Source organism: Ureibacillus endophyticus (genome assembly GCF_024159215.1).
In the GTDB taxonomy this organism is placed as follows: Bacteria; Bacillota; Bacilli; order Bacillales_A; family Planococcaceae; genus Ureibacillus; species Ureibacillus endophyticus.
Genome location: NZ_JAMYWW010000001.1, coordinates 1771970 through 1789043 on the forward strand (window position 1 = coordinate 1771970; position 17074 = coordinate 1789043).

A 17074-nucleotide genomic window follows, 5' to 3' on the forward strand; every position below is an offset into this window, starting at 1 on the left:
TTTCATCCCATCCCCTTCAATCATATTAGCTAAATAAAATAACTGGTTTTATCGTTTTCCCAGACTCCATATCATGAATTGCTTGATCTAAATTGTCCATTTCATATGTTTTGATTAATTTATCAAACGGGAAATTACCTTCTTTATAGTATTTAATCAGTTCAGGAATAAACAATTTTGGAATGGATTGCCCCTCTACAACCCCAACAAGTGTTTTATTCATTGGAATTAACTCATCGTGAATGTGGAATTCTAACATTCCTGATGCACCTACAACGGCAATTGTGCCTAATGCACGTACTGCACGAATTGCTTGTAATACGACAGCTGAAACACCAGATGATTCAATTGCATAGTGTGCACCACCATTAGTGATGTCCTGAATCGCTTTAACAGCATCTTCTGAACGACCGTTTACCACATGAGTAGCCCCTAGTTCAAGTGCCAAATCTAATCGTTCGTCGTTTACATCTACAGCGATAATTGTTTTACAGTTTGCTAATTTTGCCCCCATTACAGCACTTAATCCAACTGAACCGCAACCGAAAATAACTACCGATTCATGTATATTCGGTTTCAATTTATTTAAAATCGTACCTGCCCCAGTTTGAATACCACACGCTAAAGGGCCTAGTAAAGATAAATCAATCTCTTTATCTTCAATTTTTACTGTATTGCGAACGTTTGCTACACAGTAAGTCGCAAGGGATGATTGTCCAAAAAGGTTGGCTATTTTTTGCTCTCCATCTACAATTTTTGAATTTGATGTTTCCAATGAAAGTCCAAAATTATCTTGGAAGAAGTTTTCACATGCACTAGGTACACCGTGTAAACAATTCACGCATTTTCCGCAATAATTGAAGGAAACAACAACATGGTCCCCTACTTCAAATTCAGTAACTCCACTACCCACTTTTTCAACAACACCTGCTCCTTCATGTCCTAAAACAATCGGCATCGGTGTTGGGGTAATTGAATGGAGAACATTCAAATCTGTATGGCATAGCCCAGTCCCAACTATTTTTACTACGATTTCATCTGCATCGATTTCTTTAAGTTGTACTTCTTTTAATGAAACCTGTTCATTATCAGCTACATATGCTTGTATTTTCATATTATCTTCCCCTTTGTGTAATAACTATGAAACTAGCGAAGCCATAGAGTAAAGCGTTTACAAATTTATGATAGTTGATATAATTTTAATTGAATATTCCTAAAATTCGAGAATTTGTATCCCTAAAAATTGGGCAGCACCCCTATTTTTAGGGGTCGTTTATATAGAGAGAGGATGGGTTAATATGGATAAAGAACTTACAAAATATATTCGAGAAATTTATAATGCTACGGATATTGAAGAAAGAGTGTTAATTGCAGCAAGGGGATTTATTAATCTATTTCCATTTTCACGCGTCCAAATAAACGAATATTCAATATTGAGCGGCAATGTAAAAGGCGTTCTTGATGTGAGTGTACATGGAACCCGTTCCCTAGATTTTCAAGATAATATTCGTGATATTCCGTTATTGAGAAAAGCCATTCGAAAACGAGAAGCAATTTATTCAACTGGCTCAGAATACATACAACAGTCCCCTGCAAAATATATCGCGATTGACATGTATCGCTCCTTTGTGATTATTGTTCCGATAACGAGTCATGGAAATGTTATTGGTTATGCGTGTCCGAGTACTATCGATGATTCCGTTGATATAAATGATGCATTGTTAGAACAATTAACTTTATATGGACAAATGATTGGGAATGCGTTAGTAACGTTGAGTCATCTAGATAATTCTCATAACCTATCAAAACGCGAAATCGAAATATTACAGCATGTTTCATGGGGCGAAACGGTCAAGGAAATGTCTTCTTTTCTACAAATAAGTGAATTTACGATTCAAGATTACATAAAATCTGCAATTAAAAAACTAAATGCGCACAATCGTATGCATGCAGTTTCTGAAGCGTTACGGTTAGGAATAATTGTTTAATTTGGAGAGAGTTTTTCTCTCCTTTTTCTTATTGGATTATTGCGTGAAGTTTATATGTTTTTCGAGATGCTTGATGCGTGAGTAATAAAATAATAAAAGTGAAGTGACGGATAATATGTAATATTGCTACAAATTAAAACCAAGAATGTTCATCGCATCCTTGGTTTTCTAAATTGCATTAAATTTTCAGAATTGTTTGTGTACCGGGTACTTAAAAGCGATCATCTGAACCGCCGCCTCCACTGTCACCGCTGCCGTATGAATAGCTATCACTTGAATTAGAGCTATCGTAATGATTATCGTAATACAGCCCCGATGCCTTCCTTGCTTTGTTTTTCTTCTGTTCTTGTTTCTTATTTTCTAAATATTTTATATAACCTTTCGACCGGATATCCTTTCTAAAAATCGCTTCAAATATCCAATAAAATAACCCTTGCAGCCTCCTGAAAATACCCTCTAAAACAACATATGCGATGAGTAATGCAACTCCTGCCATAATTAAAAAGAAGAGTATACCGATGATTGTAAAGAAAATTCCAGTTATTTTTTCAAATAATGTTTCTTCACTTTCCTCTGTATTTTCACTCATCTCCTCAATAACTGCACCGTCATTTTCCCACGTATAATCAATGTCTTCTTTTACACGAATGGCTTCTACGACATTTGCAAATGCTGATGTGTAATCACCGGACTTCAAAGACTCTTTCATATACGTTTGGATTAATCGCTGTGTCTCGCTGTCTGGATAACTACCTTCCATTCCATAACCTGTTGAAATACGAACTACGTTATTGCCTTCCCCCATATCAGTCGTGATATAAATTAACATTCCGTTATCTTTTTCCGCATCCCCAATGCCCCATTCCCTGAAAAACTTCATCCCGTATTCATAGGGTTCTAATTCGCCAATGGTTGGGACAGTAACAATCATTAATTCCATCTTACCTTCTTCTTGAAGCCTTTTAGCAATTTCATTGATCTCTGCTTCAACTGCATCATCTATCACATTTTGATAATCAAACACAAAGCCTGCTGTTGTCGGTCTTTCAGGAATGTCTTGGGCAACAACATTCAGTGGCAAAACGAGAAGCAAAACAAATGTGAACATCCATTTTTTTAACATTGTTATTCATCCTCAAATTGAATAGTTGGTACTTCCTCAACGCCTTCCTGCACCTCAAAATATGTTTTTAATTCAAAACCAAACTTGTTAGCAATAATACTTCCCGGAAATCTTCGAATGGTAGAGTTATACTCCTGAACGGCTTCGTTATAATCTTTCCGTGCCACTGCTATACGATTTTCTGTTCCTGCGAGCTCCGTCATTAACATATTAAATTGCTCGTTCGATTTTAGTTCCGGGTAATTTTCTACAACTACAAATAAATTGGATAACGCTTGAGAAAGTTCATCATTGGCGTTGGCCACATCTTCTATTGACTTTGCTGAACCATATTCAGAACGTGCTTCCGCTAATTTTAAGAAAATTTCCTCTTCATGTGCGGCATAGCCTTTTGCTGTATTCACTAGATTTGGAATTAAATCAAATCTTCGCTGGAGCTGATTTTCTACCTGGGACCACTTACTGCTAATATTCTCCTCACTCGTTACTATACTATTATATTTTGAAAATACATAAATACCGAATATGCCAATTGCAACTAGAATAATAACGGAGATTAATAATGCATTCCCCTTTTCATTTTTCACCTTTTGCACCCCTTCCTATTTCCTAAATTATACAACAAACTTAGTAAGTAATTCCCACTTTTTTACTTTATTCTTGAAGTGGAATTCCCATGCAATGGACTCCTGCCCAAAATAAAAACCAAGAATGGTATTTCATCCTTGGTTTTTGGAAATTGTATTAAATTTTCAGAATTGTTTGTGTACCGGGTACAGGCTAATAATCTTAGTACCAATCTTCTCTTGAAACGCTTGATCATGCTCCACAAACACCATTGTGGGATTAAATTTTTGAATGAGCTCTTCTATCTGAATCCGGGAGTAGATATCGATAAAATTTAACGGTTCATCCCAAATATACAAATGAGCTTGTTCACATAGACTTTTGGCGATTAACAGCTTTTTCTTTTGCCCACCTGAATAATGAGAGATATCTTTCTCAAATTGAATACGGTCAAAATCCATTTTGCGCAAGATAGATTTAAATAACGTTTCATCTATCCCATTGTCCTGAATAAAGTCTGAAAGTTGGCCTTTCAAATGAGAAGTATCCTGTTGAACATAGGAAATAATTAAGCCCGAACTAACATGCATAGAACCTGTATGCTGAATGGCATTTCCTAAAATGAGCTTTAAAATGCTACTCTTTCCGCTACCATTCTTTCCATTCAAAACAATTCGGTCCCCTTGTTCAATTTTAAAGCTTATTGGTTGATTGACTATTTGCCCATCGTACTGAATAGACACATCAGTCAACGTAACTAAGTCATTCGAATGATATATTATAGGTCTTAATTTTAAAGGCTCCGTCTTTTCTACATTTTTAAGCAACTTCGACTTTTCCTCTAGTGCTTTTTGTTGTCTCGATTCAAGGGTCTTAGCTCTTTTCATCATCTTTGCTGCTTTATGTCCTACGTAACCTTTATCCGGTTTCAAACCAGCAATTTTTGTCCCATTTTTTGAGGACTCGACTTTATGAGACCAACCTTCTGAACGTTTTGCAGCTTGTTTTAATCGACCAATGTCCTTTTGTAGACGTTCATTCTTGGCCACTTCATATTCCTGCTGTCGATCGAAATTTAATTTCCAAGATGAATAGTTCCCACTTTGTACTTCGATATTTGCACGATTAATCGATAGAATATGGTCTACACACCCGTCTAAAAAATTTCGGTCGTGAGAAATTAAGATAAATCCTTTTTTCTTTTGAAGATAATTCGAGACAATCTTACGTCCTTCGATATCAAGATGATTCGTAGGCTCATCGATTAATAAAAATTGCCCTTCATTCAAAAATAGTGCAGCAAGCAATACTTTTGTTTGTTCACCATTTGATAGTAGATGAAACGGTCGGTACATTATTTCTGCATCTACATTTAAATAGGCAATTTCACGAAGAAACTCCCAATCCTCTGCTTGAGGGCAAATCTCTTCTAATATTTCATAGGTATATTTATTCGGATCAGAAACGGGATACGGAAAATAATTAAACTCTACAGAGGAAGTGATTTTCCCACTATATTCATATTTTCCTAATAATAAATTAAAGAATGTGGTTTTCCCCCGTCCATTTCTCCCGATAAAACCTAATTTCCAATCTGTATCAATTTGAAAGCTTACTTTTTCAAATATATTGTCAAAACTACTTGGATAAGCAAAAGTTAAATCTTGAACTTGTATCATTGCCATCATTATTCCTCCTTTGTAATTCATCACTACAAAGTCGGTAATTCTGTTATTCATGATTTAACTGAATAGGTTTGATGGAATTAACGACTATTTTGTAGTGAAACATGTGTTCTAATAGCATCTAAACTGTCCATTTTTCCATCTCCTTTATATAGATTGAAGAATCCCTAAAATATGGTGGGATTCCTCATAATTGTATTTATATACTAGCATTTTTAGAAATGGGAGACAAATTGCAATTCAATTAAAAATCCACCCATTGTACATTTAACGGGTGGACGACATTTACAATCGAAAAATACCAATAATGATTAACGCAATCCCAGGAAGTATGCTAAGGTGTTTCATCCACTCAACATGCGTTAAGAGCTTCCCGATTTTAATCCCTACGATTACAAAAAAGGTACAAGATATCGTAATAATGATAGAAAATAAAATTGGTGGCAAGTCGATCAACGCTGCACCCACCCCTGCACCAAAGGAGTCTAAGGATAGTGCTAATCCTAAAAATAAAGCTTCCATACTATTTATATTGCCAGAGCGATTAAAATCCGCTTCCATTGGTTTATTAAGAATTTTAATAATAATCGAAAATGATTTCATCTCAAATTTAATAATTTTATATTCGGATTGGTTTTCTGAATTCGCTTTTTGTGAAGTGAAAAATTGATAAAAAACCCAAATACCTAACCCTATTAGGATAAGACCACCAAGTGTTTCTGCAGCCTCATGGGAAATAAACCTCTCAATAATGGTGCCAATCCCCATTGCAATCATTAACACTACAAATGTGCAGGAAGAAATAATGGCTAATGATTTAAAAGGAATCGTCACTTTTCGTAGCCCATATGTTAAGCCAACTGTAAAACTATCTAAACTTACTGCCAACCCTAAAATCAATAATGAAAGTAATTCACCCATTCTTTGCTCCTTTCAACCAATCGCCTCCTTATCATATGAACACGGGTTGAAAGATGACATTTTAATAGTCCAATTCCAACGAGATATCTATTAAATAATAAAGTTCTTAGTTACTTATTGCGTATTTTTAGATTGGGAAGCGTTTGATTTTTGGTGCGTGTGTATTAATTTTAAACACTAAGTGTCGGATAATATGCAATGTTCTAAAAATAAGAAAAGGCGTTTGAAATAAATCAAACACCCGTATGTTTAAACTTATTCAATTCTGTTTAAATTCTTTGAACTCTTCTATATAAAAACCAACATTTCCGCAGGCTGGACAAACGGCTGCTTTCGTTTTTGCGGATACTTTATTAAATATTCCTTTGCCTTTTTGACTGATCTTGATACCTGAAATATCCCCTTCAATACTTACTTTGCAATCAAGTATCATTTCCGTTTGACATTGATGACAAATTCTTTTCATAATTCGTCCCCCCTTTTATAGATTTTTGTTAATTGAATTTAAACTCCATTTTTCTACTCTTTGTTGTCATTCCAATAGACTGATAAAATTCAATAGCATTTTGATTGTTCTCTAATACGTTTAATTCAATGCTATCAGCGTTCAGATTTTTCCCAAAATCAAAAGCATATTTCATCATACGTTTTCCGATTCCCTTCTTTTGATGTGCTGTTGCAGTGCATATGCTGTTTATTAATAATATCTTTCTTTCGTTCACAAAGGGATTTTCAGCAATATTTACTTCCTCCATTACGATAACCCCAACTATTTCTTTTTCGATGGTAGCCAGAAAAATGTGTTGTTTCTCATCATCTAGTTGGCTATTAAAAGTTTCTTGAGTTACTGGAGTAGAATTTTCTTTATATAAATCTGGTCTTTCACTTACATGTAATTCATGAACTTGCCTGAATAAAAACGATACTGATTATTAATCCTCTTTCGTTGCCTTCCGAATAGAAAATTCCATAGTTGCCTTCCTTTCACGGAGAATTTCACTTCTGTACCTTATTTGCAATTTTTTAAGACTATTTTTATTATAGCCTATCAGTAAGGACCAATTATGATAAAATCTCTATAAAAATAGTAAAGGGGCGAAATTGAAATGGCCGAATTAAAGGACTGGAAAACGAATGCATGCGGGCAAAAATTTATCGCTTCTTATAGTGGCGGTAAAGATAGTAGCTTAGCTTTGTTTAAAGCGATGAAAGTTGGAGAAGCGGTTGGTCTCATCGTCATGTTAGAAGAAGAAGGCAAACGTTCTCGCTCTCATGGAATGCCCCCAGAACTCATACATGCACAAGCGAATTCAATTGGTTTACCCGTCTATTCCGCTGCTGCAAGTTGGGCAGATTATGAAAATCAATTTATTAATCTTTTAGAAAAAGCTAAAAATGCTGGAGCAGACGTATTAGTAACTGGGGACTTAGATATGCCTGAAGAAGACTGTTGGCATGAAAAAGTAACGAATCAAGTAGGATTAAAGCTTGGAATGCCTTTATGGCAAATGAACCATCACGATGTCGTGAAAGAATTCATTGATTTAGGATTTGTCACGGTGATTGTTACTGTTAATTTATCCCTTGGGATGCGGAAAGATGATTTAGGCAGAACGTTAACCCATGAATACGTGAAAGAGCTTGAATCACGCGGTATTGATCCGTGTGGTGAAGGTGGAGAATTCCATACAACCGTGATTGATGGCCCCATTTTTAAACAACCAATTTCAGTGCGAAAAGGTGAAATTTATAAGGATGGAGAATATGCATTTTTACCATTAGAGCTCGAATAATAATTAAGCGTGTCTTGAGAAATAAATCAAAACTCGCTTTTTTATTTTCAGTTAAAAAAATATATCCATCAAAATACCCTGAGCACACACCCATTAGACATATGCCTCATATTCTATGCGTAAAAGAAATGAGGGAGAAAAAGTATGGGTGCATTAGGTGTGGATTTGTCGGCGCTGCATTGGATTTATGTTGTGTTTATTGTGTTAATCATCGGATTTATGGTGAAACGTCGTGATACAACGTTAATTTGTATCATTGGGATCTTCATGCTAGCGATTGTGGCAACAGGCGATCTCACGGCTTCCATCAGTGGCGTCTTTAATAGCTTTATATACGCCATTACCGAACTATTGTCGACAATTTTGATTATTTCCATTATTGTTGCGATGAGCCGGGTGTTATTGAAAACGGGTATCAATGAAGTCATGGTTTCACCGTTTACGAAAATCATTAAAAACCCTACTCTTGCCTACTGGACAATTGGTATTTTAATGATGGTCATCTCTTGGTTCTTCTGGCCTTCTCCAGCTGTGGCGTTATTAGGGGCAGTGTTATTACCGGTTGCCATTCGAGCGGGGCTTCCGGCACTTGGGGTTGCCATGGCGATGAACTTATTTGGTCATGGGATCGCATTATCTGGGGACTTTATTATCCAAGGTGCTCCAAAACTAACGGCGGATGCTGCAGGAATTCCAGTTGCTGATGTAATTTCTGCCAGTGTTCCACTAGTTATTGTGATGGGTGTTGTAACAACAATTGTGGCATTCATATTCTTACGCCGTGACATGAAACGTGGAAAAATGGAAATGGTCGGTACTTTTGGTGAAAAAGTTGTTGAAGACGTTAATGAAAATTTACTCACATTAGGACAACGTAAGTTTTTTGCGATCTTAATTCCAGTTGCCTTTATTATTGACGTTGTGGCGATGTCTATGTTTGATTTAACAGGCGGCGATGCAACAGCACTTGTCGGAGGAACTACAGTCTTTATCCTACTATTATTAGCAGTCTTTGCACATAAAAATGACGGCCTTGAGAAAACAACGAGCTATTTAATAGAAGGATTCCAATTTGGATTTAAAGTGTTTGGTCCAGTTATTCCAATTGCAGCATTTTTCTATTTAGGGGATTCTGGTTTCACGAAAATTATTGGTGAATATTTACCAGCTGCTTCACAAGGAATTGTAAACGACTTAGGTATTGCTTTAGCAGCAATTGTACCGTTAACAGCTGAAATTGCAGCGGTTACATTAACGAGTGTTGGTGCGATTACTGGTTTAGACGGCTCAGGCTTCTCTGGGATTACATTAGCCGGTTCCATTGCGAATTTATTCGGAACAGCGCTTGGTGAAGGTACTGCTACACTAACGGCACTTGGGCAAATAGCGGCAATCTGGGTTGGTGGAGGTACATTAGTTCCTTGGGCATTAATTCCAGCTGCAGCGATTTGTAATGTCAGTCCATTTGAGTTAGCACGTCGAAACTTCATCCCGGTCGTCATTGGTCTAGTTGTCACGACGATAGTTGCGATGTTTATTTTATAAAAAGTAAAACGCTTGGAAGATTAACTCTCCAAGCGTTTTTTGTATATACTGTGAATTCCATGCTACTTCAATTGATAAGGAACTTAATTGTTAAGTGGACGAAAACTCGTTCTATCTGGACGAGTCTGCACATTATGTGGATGAAATCTTATTCTATCTGGACAAATCTGCACGTTATGTGGACGAAATCTTATTCTATCTGGACGAATCCGCACTTTATGCAGACGAATCCATCCGCCTACTGGACGAATTTTTCAATTTTAAAAAGCTAAGCATCTGAGCAGCTCACAAATGCCTAGCTTAGAATTTTATAAAAATTCAGAATTTAAAGGGTACCATTAAATATGGAATTCGATGCTGTCGTCTACGAAATGCCATTCATATGGTGTTTCTTGGTATACGTAATAGTTTAACCAATTGTAGAACAGTAAGTGCGAATGCGCGCGCCATGTATTTTTCGGCGTTTGGCTTGGGTCATTATTCGGGAAGTAGTTCACCGGCATGTCTACTGGTTCACCTTTCGCCACATCTCGTTCGTATTCATCAGCCAATGTTGTTGCGTCATATTCTAGGTGACCTGTAATCATAATATGTTTAGTATCCTTTGATTGAATAATAAACGGACCCGCTTCTTCTGAATAGCTTAGTAAGCGTAAATCTGGATGTTCGCGTACTTCATCAAGGGATACAGACGTGTGACGTGAGTGTGGAGCTACATATTCATCGCTAAATCCGCGCACTAAGTCCACAGTTAAATCTGTAATCACATGTGAGTAGATGCCCGAACATTTTTTCGGCAATTCAAATTTACCAATATTAAAATGATGATAAAGTGCCGCTTGAGCACCCCAACAGATATACATACACGAGGTAACATTCACTTTTGCCCAATCCATAATCGTTGTTACTTCTTCCCAGTAGTTAACTGCTTCAAACTCCATTCGTTCGACAGGTGCACCAGTAATAATCATTCCATCAAAACGACGGTGTTTAATTTCATCAAATGTATTATAAAAAGTGTCTAAATGCGACTTTGACACGTTTTTAGATGCGTAAGTTGCAGTGTTTAAAAACGTTACATTCGTTTGTAGTGGTGTATTACCTAATAATCGTAAAAGTTGAAGTTCAGTTTTCTCTTTTTCTGGCATTAAATTTAACACTAAAATATTTAATGGTCGGATTTGTTGTGTTTTGGCACGGTCTTCTTCCATGACGAAAATTTTCTCTTGTCTTAATTTTTCGCCTGCCGGTAAATTTTTCGGTATATTAATAGGCATTAAACGTTCCCCCAATTCTTTTCATCTCAAAATAAAAACCCCTCATTCCAGCATGAGAATGAGAGGGAATAATTTATATGCCGCACTCTTATCTCCCAAGACAATATTGTCTTGCTGGAATTAGCACCTTTCTAACCGATGTTAGAGGTTGCTGAAGCTTCATTGGGCCATTTCCCTCTGCTTCTCTTGATAAGATAGATGAAATTAATGTAATACTAACATGATGATGAAATATTTGCAATATTCTATTTTACTTTTTTGATAGGAATCTCTCTTTCCAGGCAGATTTTTCTTTATCTTCAATTTGATGTTGCAAAGTCGGATCCCAATTATTTGTTAGAGTATTCCAAACGCGGGATGTGAATTGCTCTTTCTCTTCATCAAAAAGAATAAATTCGATACATGGCACATCATTAACTTGAATATCTTCAAAAGATTCAATAGAAGTGATAACCAAGTTTGATTCTTCTTCCTCATCTTCATCCATTTGAAGAAATCGCAATTCTTCTACGAGCTTATCGTTATCAACTTGAAGCTCCTCCACTTGTACGTGATATCGGTACATATCTTCCGGAAAATCCTCAAAGTCGAGAACTGCTTCAATTTCACCTTGTAGGAAAGTTTGATGCGTTGGGCTATACAACGTTTCTTTTGATGTAATTTCTTGGTCTTCTTCAAACACACCACTAGTCAATTGTTTTAACCCTTTTTCCGTTAATTGAAAATGATCTTCCTTTGTTATTAATCCAGTTTTGTGCATCTTGGACAATAAATCTTGAATAAATAATTCTTCTACCAATAATATTTCACTTAACTGTTCGGCTTTTTTGAACTTTGCTTTTTGCAATGAAATTAAAAGCATTTTCATCAAAATATCCATTTTTGTTCGGACAATTGGTTTGTATGCAATGTTAACCGTATGAACGGGAACACACCAAATAGCCGTTTCCAAAATGTTTGTTTTATGAAATTGTTCGGATAGTTTTTGTTGGAGTGCTTGGAGTTCCATCATTTCGTCCTTTCAAAACTAAGAAGTTAGTTCCTTAACATTGCGGTAGCCGTCTTGAGATTTGACAACAGATAGTAAGTTACTATACATGTTGCGTGTTTGCTCTTTCTTCGGTCGTTTTGTAAACATATCAACACTACCTACCAGAACTAGCAGCTCCCGCGCACGCGATAAGGCAACATTGAGGCGACGGTAGTCTTTAGCAAAGCCGATTTCCCCGTTTTTATTGTCGTTGTTACGAACCATACTCACTAAAATAACATCCATTTCCATACCTTGGAATTTATCGACAGAACCTGTACGGATGTGTAAATGCGGTAAATGTAGTTCGTGCTCAATCATTCGATTAATGCGTTTTACCTGCTCCGCATAGAAACTAATAACCCCCACTGATTTACGTTCATCTTCCGGAATTAGCCCTTGTTTTTTGGCAACTTCTGTAGAGTGATTTAGATCCACTAACATGGCGCGGATTGTTTTTAGCTCTTCTTGATTTAATAAACTTGAGCCTTCCTTCATCCGCTCTTCAAAATAGTTAGGCTCATTCGGTAAATCAATCCATAATAGATGGTCACTTCGTTTGATTAGGTTACTTTCTAATTTATGGTCACGTGCTGCATCAGAATCAGGAAGACCACATTTCAACGAGTCTCCTTCATGTTCATAAAACGGCGCGATCGTTTTCATAATATTTTCATGCATGCGATATTGAATCGCGAGCATTTTTTTATTTGATGACGGTAAGTTTTTATAAAGACGTTCGAATAAGGATTCTTCCAGTAATTTTTCCAGCTCACGTTTTTCTTCAAACGTATTACTTTCTTTTATTACAGTTTCTAATGTTTCCTCGAATGTATCATCCCCAATTAATGGTGGTAGTTGGTGATGGTCTCCTACTAAAACAATCTTCTTTCCTTTTAACATCGGAAGTAATAATTCAGGTGGTGTTGCTTTGGATACCTCATCGATAATAACCACGTCAAAAATAGGATAGTTGTCCATAAACTCTTTGTTTGCTGATGCCACACACGTAGTTCCGATAACATTGGCGTGCTTAACATAAAGTTTTCGGATCTCGTCTAAATCGTGTTCTGTTGCTTCGTCTAACAAGCCTTTCCACTCCACTTGAAGCTCTTGAGTGATTGGCAGCATTTCAATTTTCAAATTTAACTTTTCAATTTGTTCTTCTATTGCTACAATCTTTTCCTTTATTTTTTCTAGTTCAGACTCTGGATTTTGTTTTGTAATTTGTTCTAGTTGTTGTACATCCTTTTCAAGCTGAATGCCTTTAAAATTCAAATCTTTTAACTGATTTATCATGTCTTTTAAAACAGATTCCCCATTCAATATTTCTGAATCAACACGTTTTTGCTCTTCTTGTTTATTTTGTAGTTGTGATTCAATGTCCGTTTGTTTTGATTTTGTTTCTTCTAATTCTGCTATTTCAGTTTGAAGTAAATGACATACAGATTGAAGCTCTTCAATCGATGGCACAACGGAGACATCACCCACATTAAGTTTGATGGAGTCAAGCTGTTCTTTTAATTGGGAAGCGTTTAGTTGTAAATTTGCTTTTTTAATATTTAAACCATCGATGGTAGATTGCTCAACACCTGTTTGCATCAGAATCTGTTCAATCACTTCTTCTTTAATTTTCGTAAACACAAGAACAGATTCATTAATTAAGGCTTTATAACGTTGAGAGAGTTGAGCTAGGTACATTTTTCTTGAATAAAGCGCTTCAATTGAACGGGTACCATTAAAAGCATTGATCTTTTTTTGAGCAAAGGCTTTACTTAATTCCGTTAAAAATTCATTTACTTCTTGTAGTGAATAATGTTGGTTTGGTGGCAAATTTGAAGCTTGAATTTGAATGCCAAGAGTTTTATGACTATATTCAATTGCCTTTTCAAGCCTAGCTGAAATATCTTTTAACGGTTTGAACTGTTCAATTTGGCCATGTAACTTTTCCATGTCAGAGAATAATTGACTTAGCACGTAGCCTCTTCGAATTTCTTGCTGCACAATAAATTCTTCAATATCGTAAATCTTTTTAAAGGATTTAACTTTTTCTATTGTGCTTGAAATCTCATTTGTTTTGGCGTTGATTTGTTCTAATTGGTGATTTACGTTCGTAATTTCGTTTTCGAGCTTTTGTAATTGTGTTTCAACTTCTACATAACGAATGAGTTGCTTTGATCGAGATAATTTTTCCTGGGCTTTTAGAATATCCTCGTTAATTACCTTAGATGGACGAACTAGTTTCGTTAGTTCTTCGATTTTAGCGTCGATTTTTTCTTTGGAAGTACGAAGTTTTTCAAGGGTTTCCTCTGTTTTTTCACGCTCTTTTTTAAGTGGAATAATTTGTTTTTTTAGCTCTGCAATTTCAGCAATAGTTTTTTCTAATTGCTCTTTTGCTTGTTGTTTTTTTAAAATTTCCTGTTGTAATTGTTGCTCATTTTCTTTTAAAGCTTCAATTTCTTTTGTCGCAAAATAGATTTCCTGTTGAAGTTGCTCTTCCTTTGTTTGATGCTGTTTGATTTCATTTGTAATGGCGTCATAGGTTTGTTCTTTCCAATAATCTGCCACATTTTCTTCTATAAACTTTTTTCCTTCTTCTTCAATGCTTTCTGTACGGCCATAACGTAAAATTCGAATGTCTTTATTGGATAAAAGTCTACCTAATGCATTATCAACCGCTAAGTTTGATTGAGAAGCAATTAGCGTTTTTAAACCGGCTTTTGCATTTTGGTAACAGATTTCAGAGATTACTGTCGTCTTTCCTGTACCTGGTGGACCTTGGATAACATATAAATCTTCCGCGCTGATTGCACCAGTTACTGCAGCACGCTGATATTCATTTAGATTATTATAAAAATCTAGTTCAACATCTTTTTTTCGTTCAGCTATCGTTGGTTGATCTTCAAATAAGATGTTTTCTAAATTGACATTGGCTGCTAAACCTTCTTTGAGACGGTCAAAGCCTTTTAATAAACGGTTCAACTGAGATTTTGTGGAAGCATTGCTAAACGTAATATATTCTGAAGTAAAGTCAAACTCGTTATTTCGGAATAATCTCGATAATTTTGCATTCAATTCAATCTCGACAGTACGGTCTTGTCGATTTATTTTAGTAACTTCCCCAATTTCTCGCGGATAGCCTTTCACATAAGCACTTAAACCTTTTAACTGTTTCCACTCTTTGTCATCAATTCCATTACAACGAAGGGTTACTTTTGAATAGTCATCATTAAAATAGCTAGAAGTAAATGTTGCATCAATATCATCAATGCTTGCGTTTTTATATAAAACTTTTAAATAACCTTCCCAACTGGAAATTCGTTTGTTCACATAGTCAAAACGTTCCTGAGCGACTGGAAGCTGTGCAATGGTGGTAATGAATTTTTCTGGGTATGTATGTCCGTTAATACGCGATGGGACTAAATGAATTCGCATTCGTTCACGGCGATTGGTGACAACGGGTGTATTGGCCCCCCGAGTTCGGAAACTTTTTGCCACTAAGCCATTTTTTAAGTCAAAAATACAATCCATAATAACAACACGACCACCAAACTTTTTATTTAGATTGGTGTTTCGTTTGTTATCGAAATATAAAGTTAAGGAGATGGAGGTTTGCTCGATGGATTGTTTTTCGATATAAACATCAAAAGGATTTTGTAATTTGAAAAAGGCGTGTTCATCTTGAAAATGTTCTTTCAAAGCTTGTCTTGCCGTATTCGTTAAGACAATAAAACATTTTACAGATTCAAGAGCGATTTTTTGTACCATGAACACACCTCACTTTCCTTCAAATTTATTCACAAACGTCATTATAACAAGATACGTTCATTGTTGGTAGTTTCAAAAACGGTAATCGCACTGCTTATCTCTTGGAAGTAACATCTAGGGGCTGAGCGCAATACAATATATATTAACAAAATAAAACAGACTAGCTAAGCTAGCCTGAGTTGGTGAATTAGTTTTGTGTACGAGCAATTTGTAAGTATTTAGCATCCCACTCAGGATCTATTTTACTTAATGGTGTTGGTCGAAAAGTATCCTTATTCACTAAAGTATGTAAAGTTGTTCCTGTTGCTGCTACAGAGCCGTCTTCATGAAGGATTTCATAACCATATGTTGTACGCAGTTTGGAATGGCTCTCAATCCATGTACGCACCGTTGCAACTTGCCCATAACGCATAGCTTTTTTATACTGGACTGATACATCTAATACAGGTGCAAGATACCCTTGCTCTTCTAATCCCGCATAATTATAACCTAGATCAGAAATTAGTTTTGTGCGTCCAATTTCCATCCATACTAAATAATTCGCATGATAGACAACACCCATTTGGTCTGTTTCAGCATAACGAATTTCGATTTGTTTTTCACTGACAAACATTGTATCACCTCTAGCACTCATTATACCGTAAAAACAAGTAATTTCATGGGTTTTGATTTTTTAAATTTTGGTGACGTACAATGTTTGCCCTATTCCATTTTTTATTGATTAACTGATTCTACCGTTCTGTACTGTAATCCAAGGAGGCGCTTTACCTCTTCATCTGTCCAATTTCTAAGGGCAATATTACTATATCTTTTTTGATAAACTGCTCCACGCTCAAGGATGGTGTATTCAGTAAACATGTTATCTGATTTTTCCGATTGAACTTTTATCCCGATTTTACCTAGTTCATATTTAACAGCTCTTAAATCTTGCTGCAACTCTTTTATTTTTGCTTCCATCCATAAATTAAATGCGTTTTTCATTTTTAAGTCGTCCAGATGTTTTCGTTCCCGCTCAAGCGTTCGTATTGTCAAATCTAAAATAATTTGTTTGTGGATTTTCTCTGAAATGGCAGCATTCATATGACATCACGTTCTTTCTGAATAACTGGTTTGAATGCAAGAATGTTTTCAATCGTAAAAGTGCGGTTGGCGTGCCTAGTAAAACAGTACGCACGAATAGTATTACCAGTGATTTTAGCTACCTTAATGCGACGTTTTGTGATGACGTTGTTTTGGTCAATGTACATCATATCGATTAATAGGTTCCGTTTTAACACTTTTAATAACTTCTCTTTCACTTTTACCCCTCCACAACCAGAACGTTTGTTTGAATACATTATAGAACATTTGTTCGCAATTTACAATAATAAAAAACAC

Annotated in this window: 15 protein-coding genes, 1 pseudogene and 1 riboswitch; of the genes and pseudogenes, 3 read left to right on the plus strand and 13 right to left on the minus strand. The window is 35.9% G+C overall.

The annotated features are described in order from the left end of the window. Nucleotides 1-25 precede the first annotated feature (25 nt). Nucleotides 26-1114, minus strand: a complete 1089-nt coding sequence (locus NKR20_RS08580) for an NAD(P)-dependent alcohol dehydrogenase (protein WP_253425375.1) — start codon at nucleotides 1112-1114, stop codon at nucleotides 26-28. Nucleotides 1115-1298: 184 nt separating this feature from the next. Here NKR20_RS08580 and NKR20_RS08585 point away from each other — a divergent pair, with 184 nt between their 5' ends. Continuing rightward, nucleotides 1299-1988 (plus strand): response regulator transcription factor, encoded by a 690-nt coding sequence (locus NKR20_RS08585; RefSeq protein ID WP_253425379.1) that lies wholly within the window; start codon nucleotides 1299-1301, stop codon nucleotides 1986-1988. Between the two features lie 211 nt (nucleotides 1989-2199). On the opposite strand, the gene NKR20_RS08590 is transcribed toward NKR20_RS08585, so the two are convergent. The 6 genes and pseudogenes from NKR20_RS08590 to NKR20_RS08615 form a co-directional block, all read right to left on the minus strand. Next, a complete protein-coding gene (locus NKR20_RS08590; RefSeq protein WP_253425382.1) occupies nucleotides 2200-3111 on the minus strand; it encodes a TPM domain-containing protein in 912 nt (303 codons plus the stop codon). A 2-nt stretch (nucleotides 3112-3113) separates the two neighbouring features. Further along, nucleotides 3114-3698 (minus strand): LemA family protein, encoded by a 585-nt coding sequence (locus NKR20_RS08595; RefSeq protein ID WP_253425385.1) that lies wholly within the window; start codon nucleotides 3696-3698, stop codon nucleotides 3114-3116. Nucleotides 3699-3863: 165 nt separating this feature from the next. Further along, on the minus strand, nucleotides 3864-5363 hold the full coding sequence (locus tag NKR20_RS08600; RefSeq protein ID WP_121214473.1) for an Lsa family ABC-F type ribosomal protection protein: 1500 nt from the start codon (nucleotides 5361-5363) through the stop codon (nucleotides 3864-3866). A gap of 285 nt (nucleotides 5364-5648) precedes the next feature. After that, a complete protein-coding gene (ytaF, locus tag NKR20_RS08605) occupies nucleotides 5649-6284 on the minus strand; it encodes a sporulation membrane protein YtaF (RefSeq protein WP_121216057.1) in 636 nt (211 codons plus the stop codon). A 259-nt stretch (nucleotides 6285-6543) separates the two neighbouring features. Beyond that, nucleotides 6544-6750 carry a nucleic acid-binding protein gene (locus tag NKR20_RS08610; RefSeq protein ID WP_121216056.1) on the minus strand — a complete coding sequence of 69 codons (207 nt, stop codon included), beginning with the start codon at nucleotides 6748-6750 and terminating at the stop codon, nucleotides 6544-6546. Between the two features lie 28 nt (nucleotides 6751-6778). Then, nucleotides 6779-7177: pseudogene (locus tag NKR20_RS08615) on the minus strand (GNAT family N-acetyltransferase); the annotation flags it as partial. 213 nt (nucleotides 7178-7390) lie between these two features. Here NKR20_RS08615 and NKR20_RS08620 point away from each other — a divergent pair. Beyond that, nucleotides 7391-8077 carry a Dph6-related ATP pyrophosphatase gene (locus tag NKR20_RS08620; RefSeq protein ID WP_253425388.1) on the plus strand — a complete coding sequence of 229 codons (687 nt, stop codon included), beginning with the start codon at nucleotides 7391-7393 and terminating at the stop codon, nucleotides 8075-8077. 144 nt (nucleotides 8078-8221) lie between these two features. Further along, nucleotides 8222-9622: a hypothetical protein gene (locus tag NKR20_RS08625; RefSeq protein WP_121215519.1), complete on the plus strand. Its 1401-nt coding sequence runs from the start codon at nucleotides 8222-8224 to the stop codon at nucleotides 9620-9622. Nucleotides 9623-9960: 338 nt separating this feature from the next. Here the strand turns inward: NKR20_RS08625 and metA are convergent, their stop codons facing one another. From metA to NKR20_RS08655, 6 genes are all read right to left on the minus strand, one after another. Then, nucleotides 9961-10899, minus strand: a complete 939-nt coding sequence (gene metA, locus NKR20_RS08630; RefSeq protein WP_121215520.1) for a homoserine O-acetyltransferase MetA — start codon at nucleotides 10897-10899, stop codon at nucleotides 9961-9963. Nucleotides 10900-10984: 85 nt separating this feature from the next. Beyond that, nucleotides 10985-11095: riboswitch (SAM riboswitch) on the minus strand. Between the two features lie 54 nt (nucleotides 11096-11149). After that, nucleotides 11150-11908, minus strand: coding sequence for a hypothetical protein (locus tag NKR20_RS08635; RefSeq protein WP_253425393.1), 759 nt, complete (start codon nucleotides 11906-11908; stop codon nucleotides 11150-11152). A gap of 18 nt (nucleotides 11909-11926) precedes the next feature. Beyond that, complete coding sequence (locus tag NKR20_RS08640; RefSeq protein WP_253425396.1) at nucleotides 11927-15697, minus strand: AAA domain-containing protein; 3771 nt, start codon at nucleotides 15695-15697, stop codon at nucleotides 11927-11929. A gap of 187 nt (nucleotides 15698-15884) precedes the next feature. After that, on the minus strand, nucleotides 15885-16310 hold the full coding sequence (locus NKR20_RS08645) for an acyl-CoA thioesterase (protein WP_121215523.1): 426 nt from the start codon (nucleotides 16308-16310) through the stop codon (nucleotides 15885-15887). 101 nt (nucleotides 16311-16411) lie between these two features. Further along, the gene (locus NKR20_RS08650; RefSeq protein WP_253425399.1) at nucleotides 16412-16777 is read right to left on the minus strand and encodes a YhjD family protein; all 366 of its coding nucleotides are present in this window, start codon (nucleotides 16775-16777) and stop codon (nucleotides 16412-16414) included. After that, nucleotides 16774-16995, minus strand: coding sequence for a transcriptional regulator (locus NKR20_RS08655; protein ID WP_253425402.1), 222 nt, complete (start codon nucleotides 16993-16995; stop codon nucleotides 16774-16776). Before NKR20_RS08655 ends, NKR20_RS08650 begins: the two co-directional genes overlap by 4 nt. Nucleotides 16996-17074 lie beyond the last annotated feature (79 nt).

What these genes read in the sequence shown, in the direction of transcription:
- NKR20_RS08580 (WP_253425375.1), bottom strand. Translation starts at nt 1,114, where the DNA reads ATGAAAATACAAGCATATGTAGCTGATAATGAACAGGTTTCATTAAAA.
- NKR20_RS08585 (WP_253425379.1), top strand. Translation starts at nt 1,299, where the DNA reads ATGGATAAAGAACTTACAAAATATATTCGAGAAATTTATAATGCTACG.
- NKR20_RS08590 (WP_253425382.1), bottom strand. Translation starts at nt 3,111, where the DNA reads ATGTTAAAAAAATGGATGTTCACATTTGTTTTGCTTCTCGTTTTGCCA.
- NKR20_RS08600 (WP_121214473.1), bottom strand. Translation starts at nt 5,363, where the DNA reads ATGGCAATGATACAAGTTCAAGATTTAACTTTTGCTTATCCAAGTAGT.
- ytaF (WP_121216057.1), bottom strand. Translation starts at nt 6,284, where the DNA reads ATGGGTGAATTACTTTCATTATTGATTTTAGGGTTGGCAGTAAGTTTA.
- NKR20_RS08610 (WP_121216056.1), bottom strand. Translation starts at nt 6,750, where the DNA reads ATGAAAAGAATTTGTCATCAATGTCAAACGGAAATGATACTTGATTGC.
- NKR20_RS08620 (WP_253425388.1), top strand. Translation starts at nt 7,391, where the DNA reads ATGGCCGAATTAAAGGACTGGAAAACGAATGCATGCGGGCAAAAATTT.
- NKR20_RS08625 (WP_121215519.1), top strand. Translation starts at nt 8,222, where the DNA reads ATGGGTGCATTAGGTGTGGATTTGTCGGCGCTGCATTGGATTTATGTT.
- metA (WP_121215520.1), bottom strand. Translation starts at nt 10,899, where the DNA reads ATGCCTATTAATATACCGAAAAATTTACCGGCAGGCGAAAAATTAAGA.
- NKR20_RS08635 (WP_253425393.1), bottom strand. Translation starts at nt 11,908, where the DNA reads ATGGAACTCCAAGCACTCCAACAAAAACTATCCGAACAATTTCATAAA.
- NKR20_RS08640 (WP_253425396.1), bottom strand. Translation starts at nt 15,697, where the DNA reads ATGGTACAAAAAATCGCTCTTGAATCTGTAAAATGTTTTATTGTCTTA.
- NKR20_RS08645 (WP_121215523.1), bottom strand. Translation starts at nt 16,310, where the DNA reads ATGTTTGTCAGTGAAAAACAAATCGAAATTCGTTATGCTGAAACAGAC.
- NKR20_RS08650 (WP_253425399.1), bottom strand. Translation starts at nt 16,777, where the DNA reads ATGAATGCTGCCATTTCAGAGAAAATCCACAAACAAATTATTTTAGAT.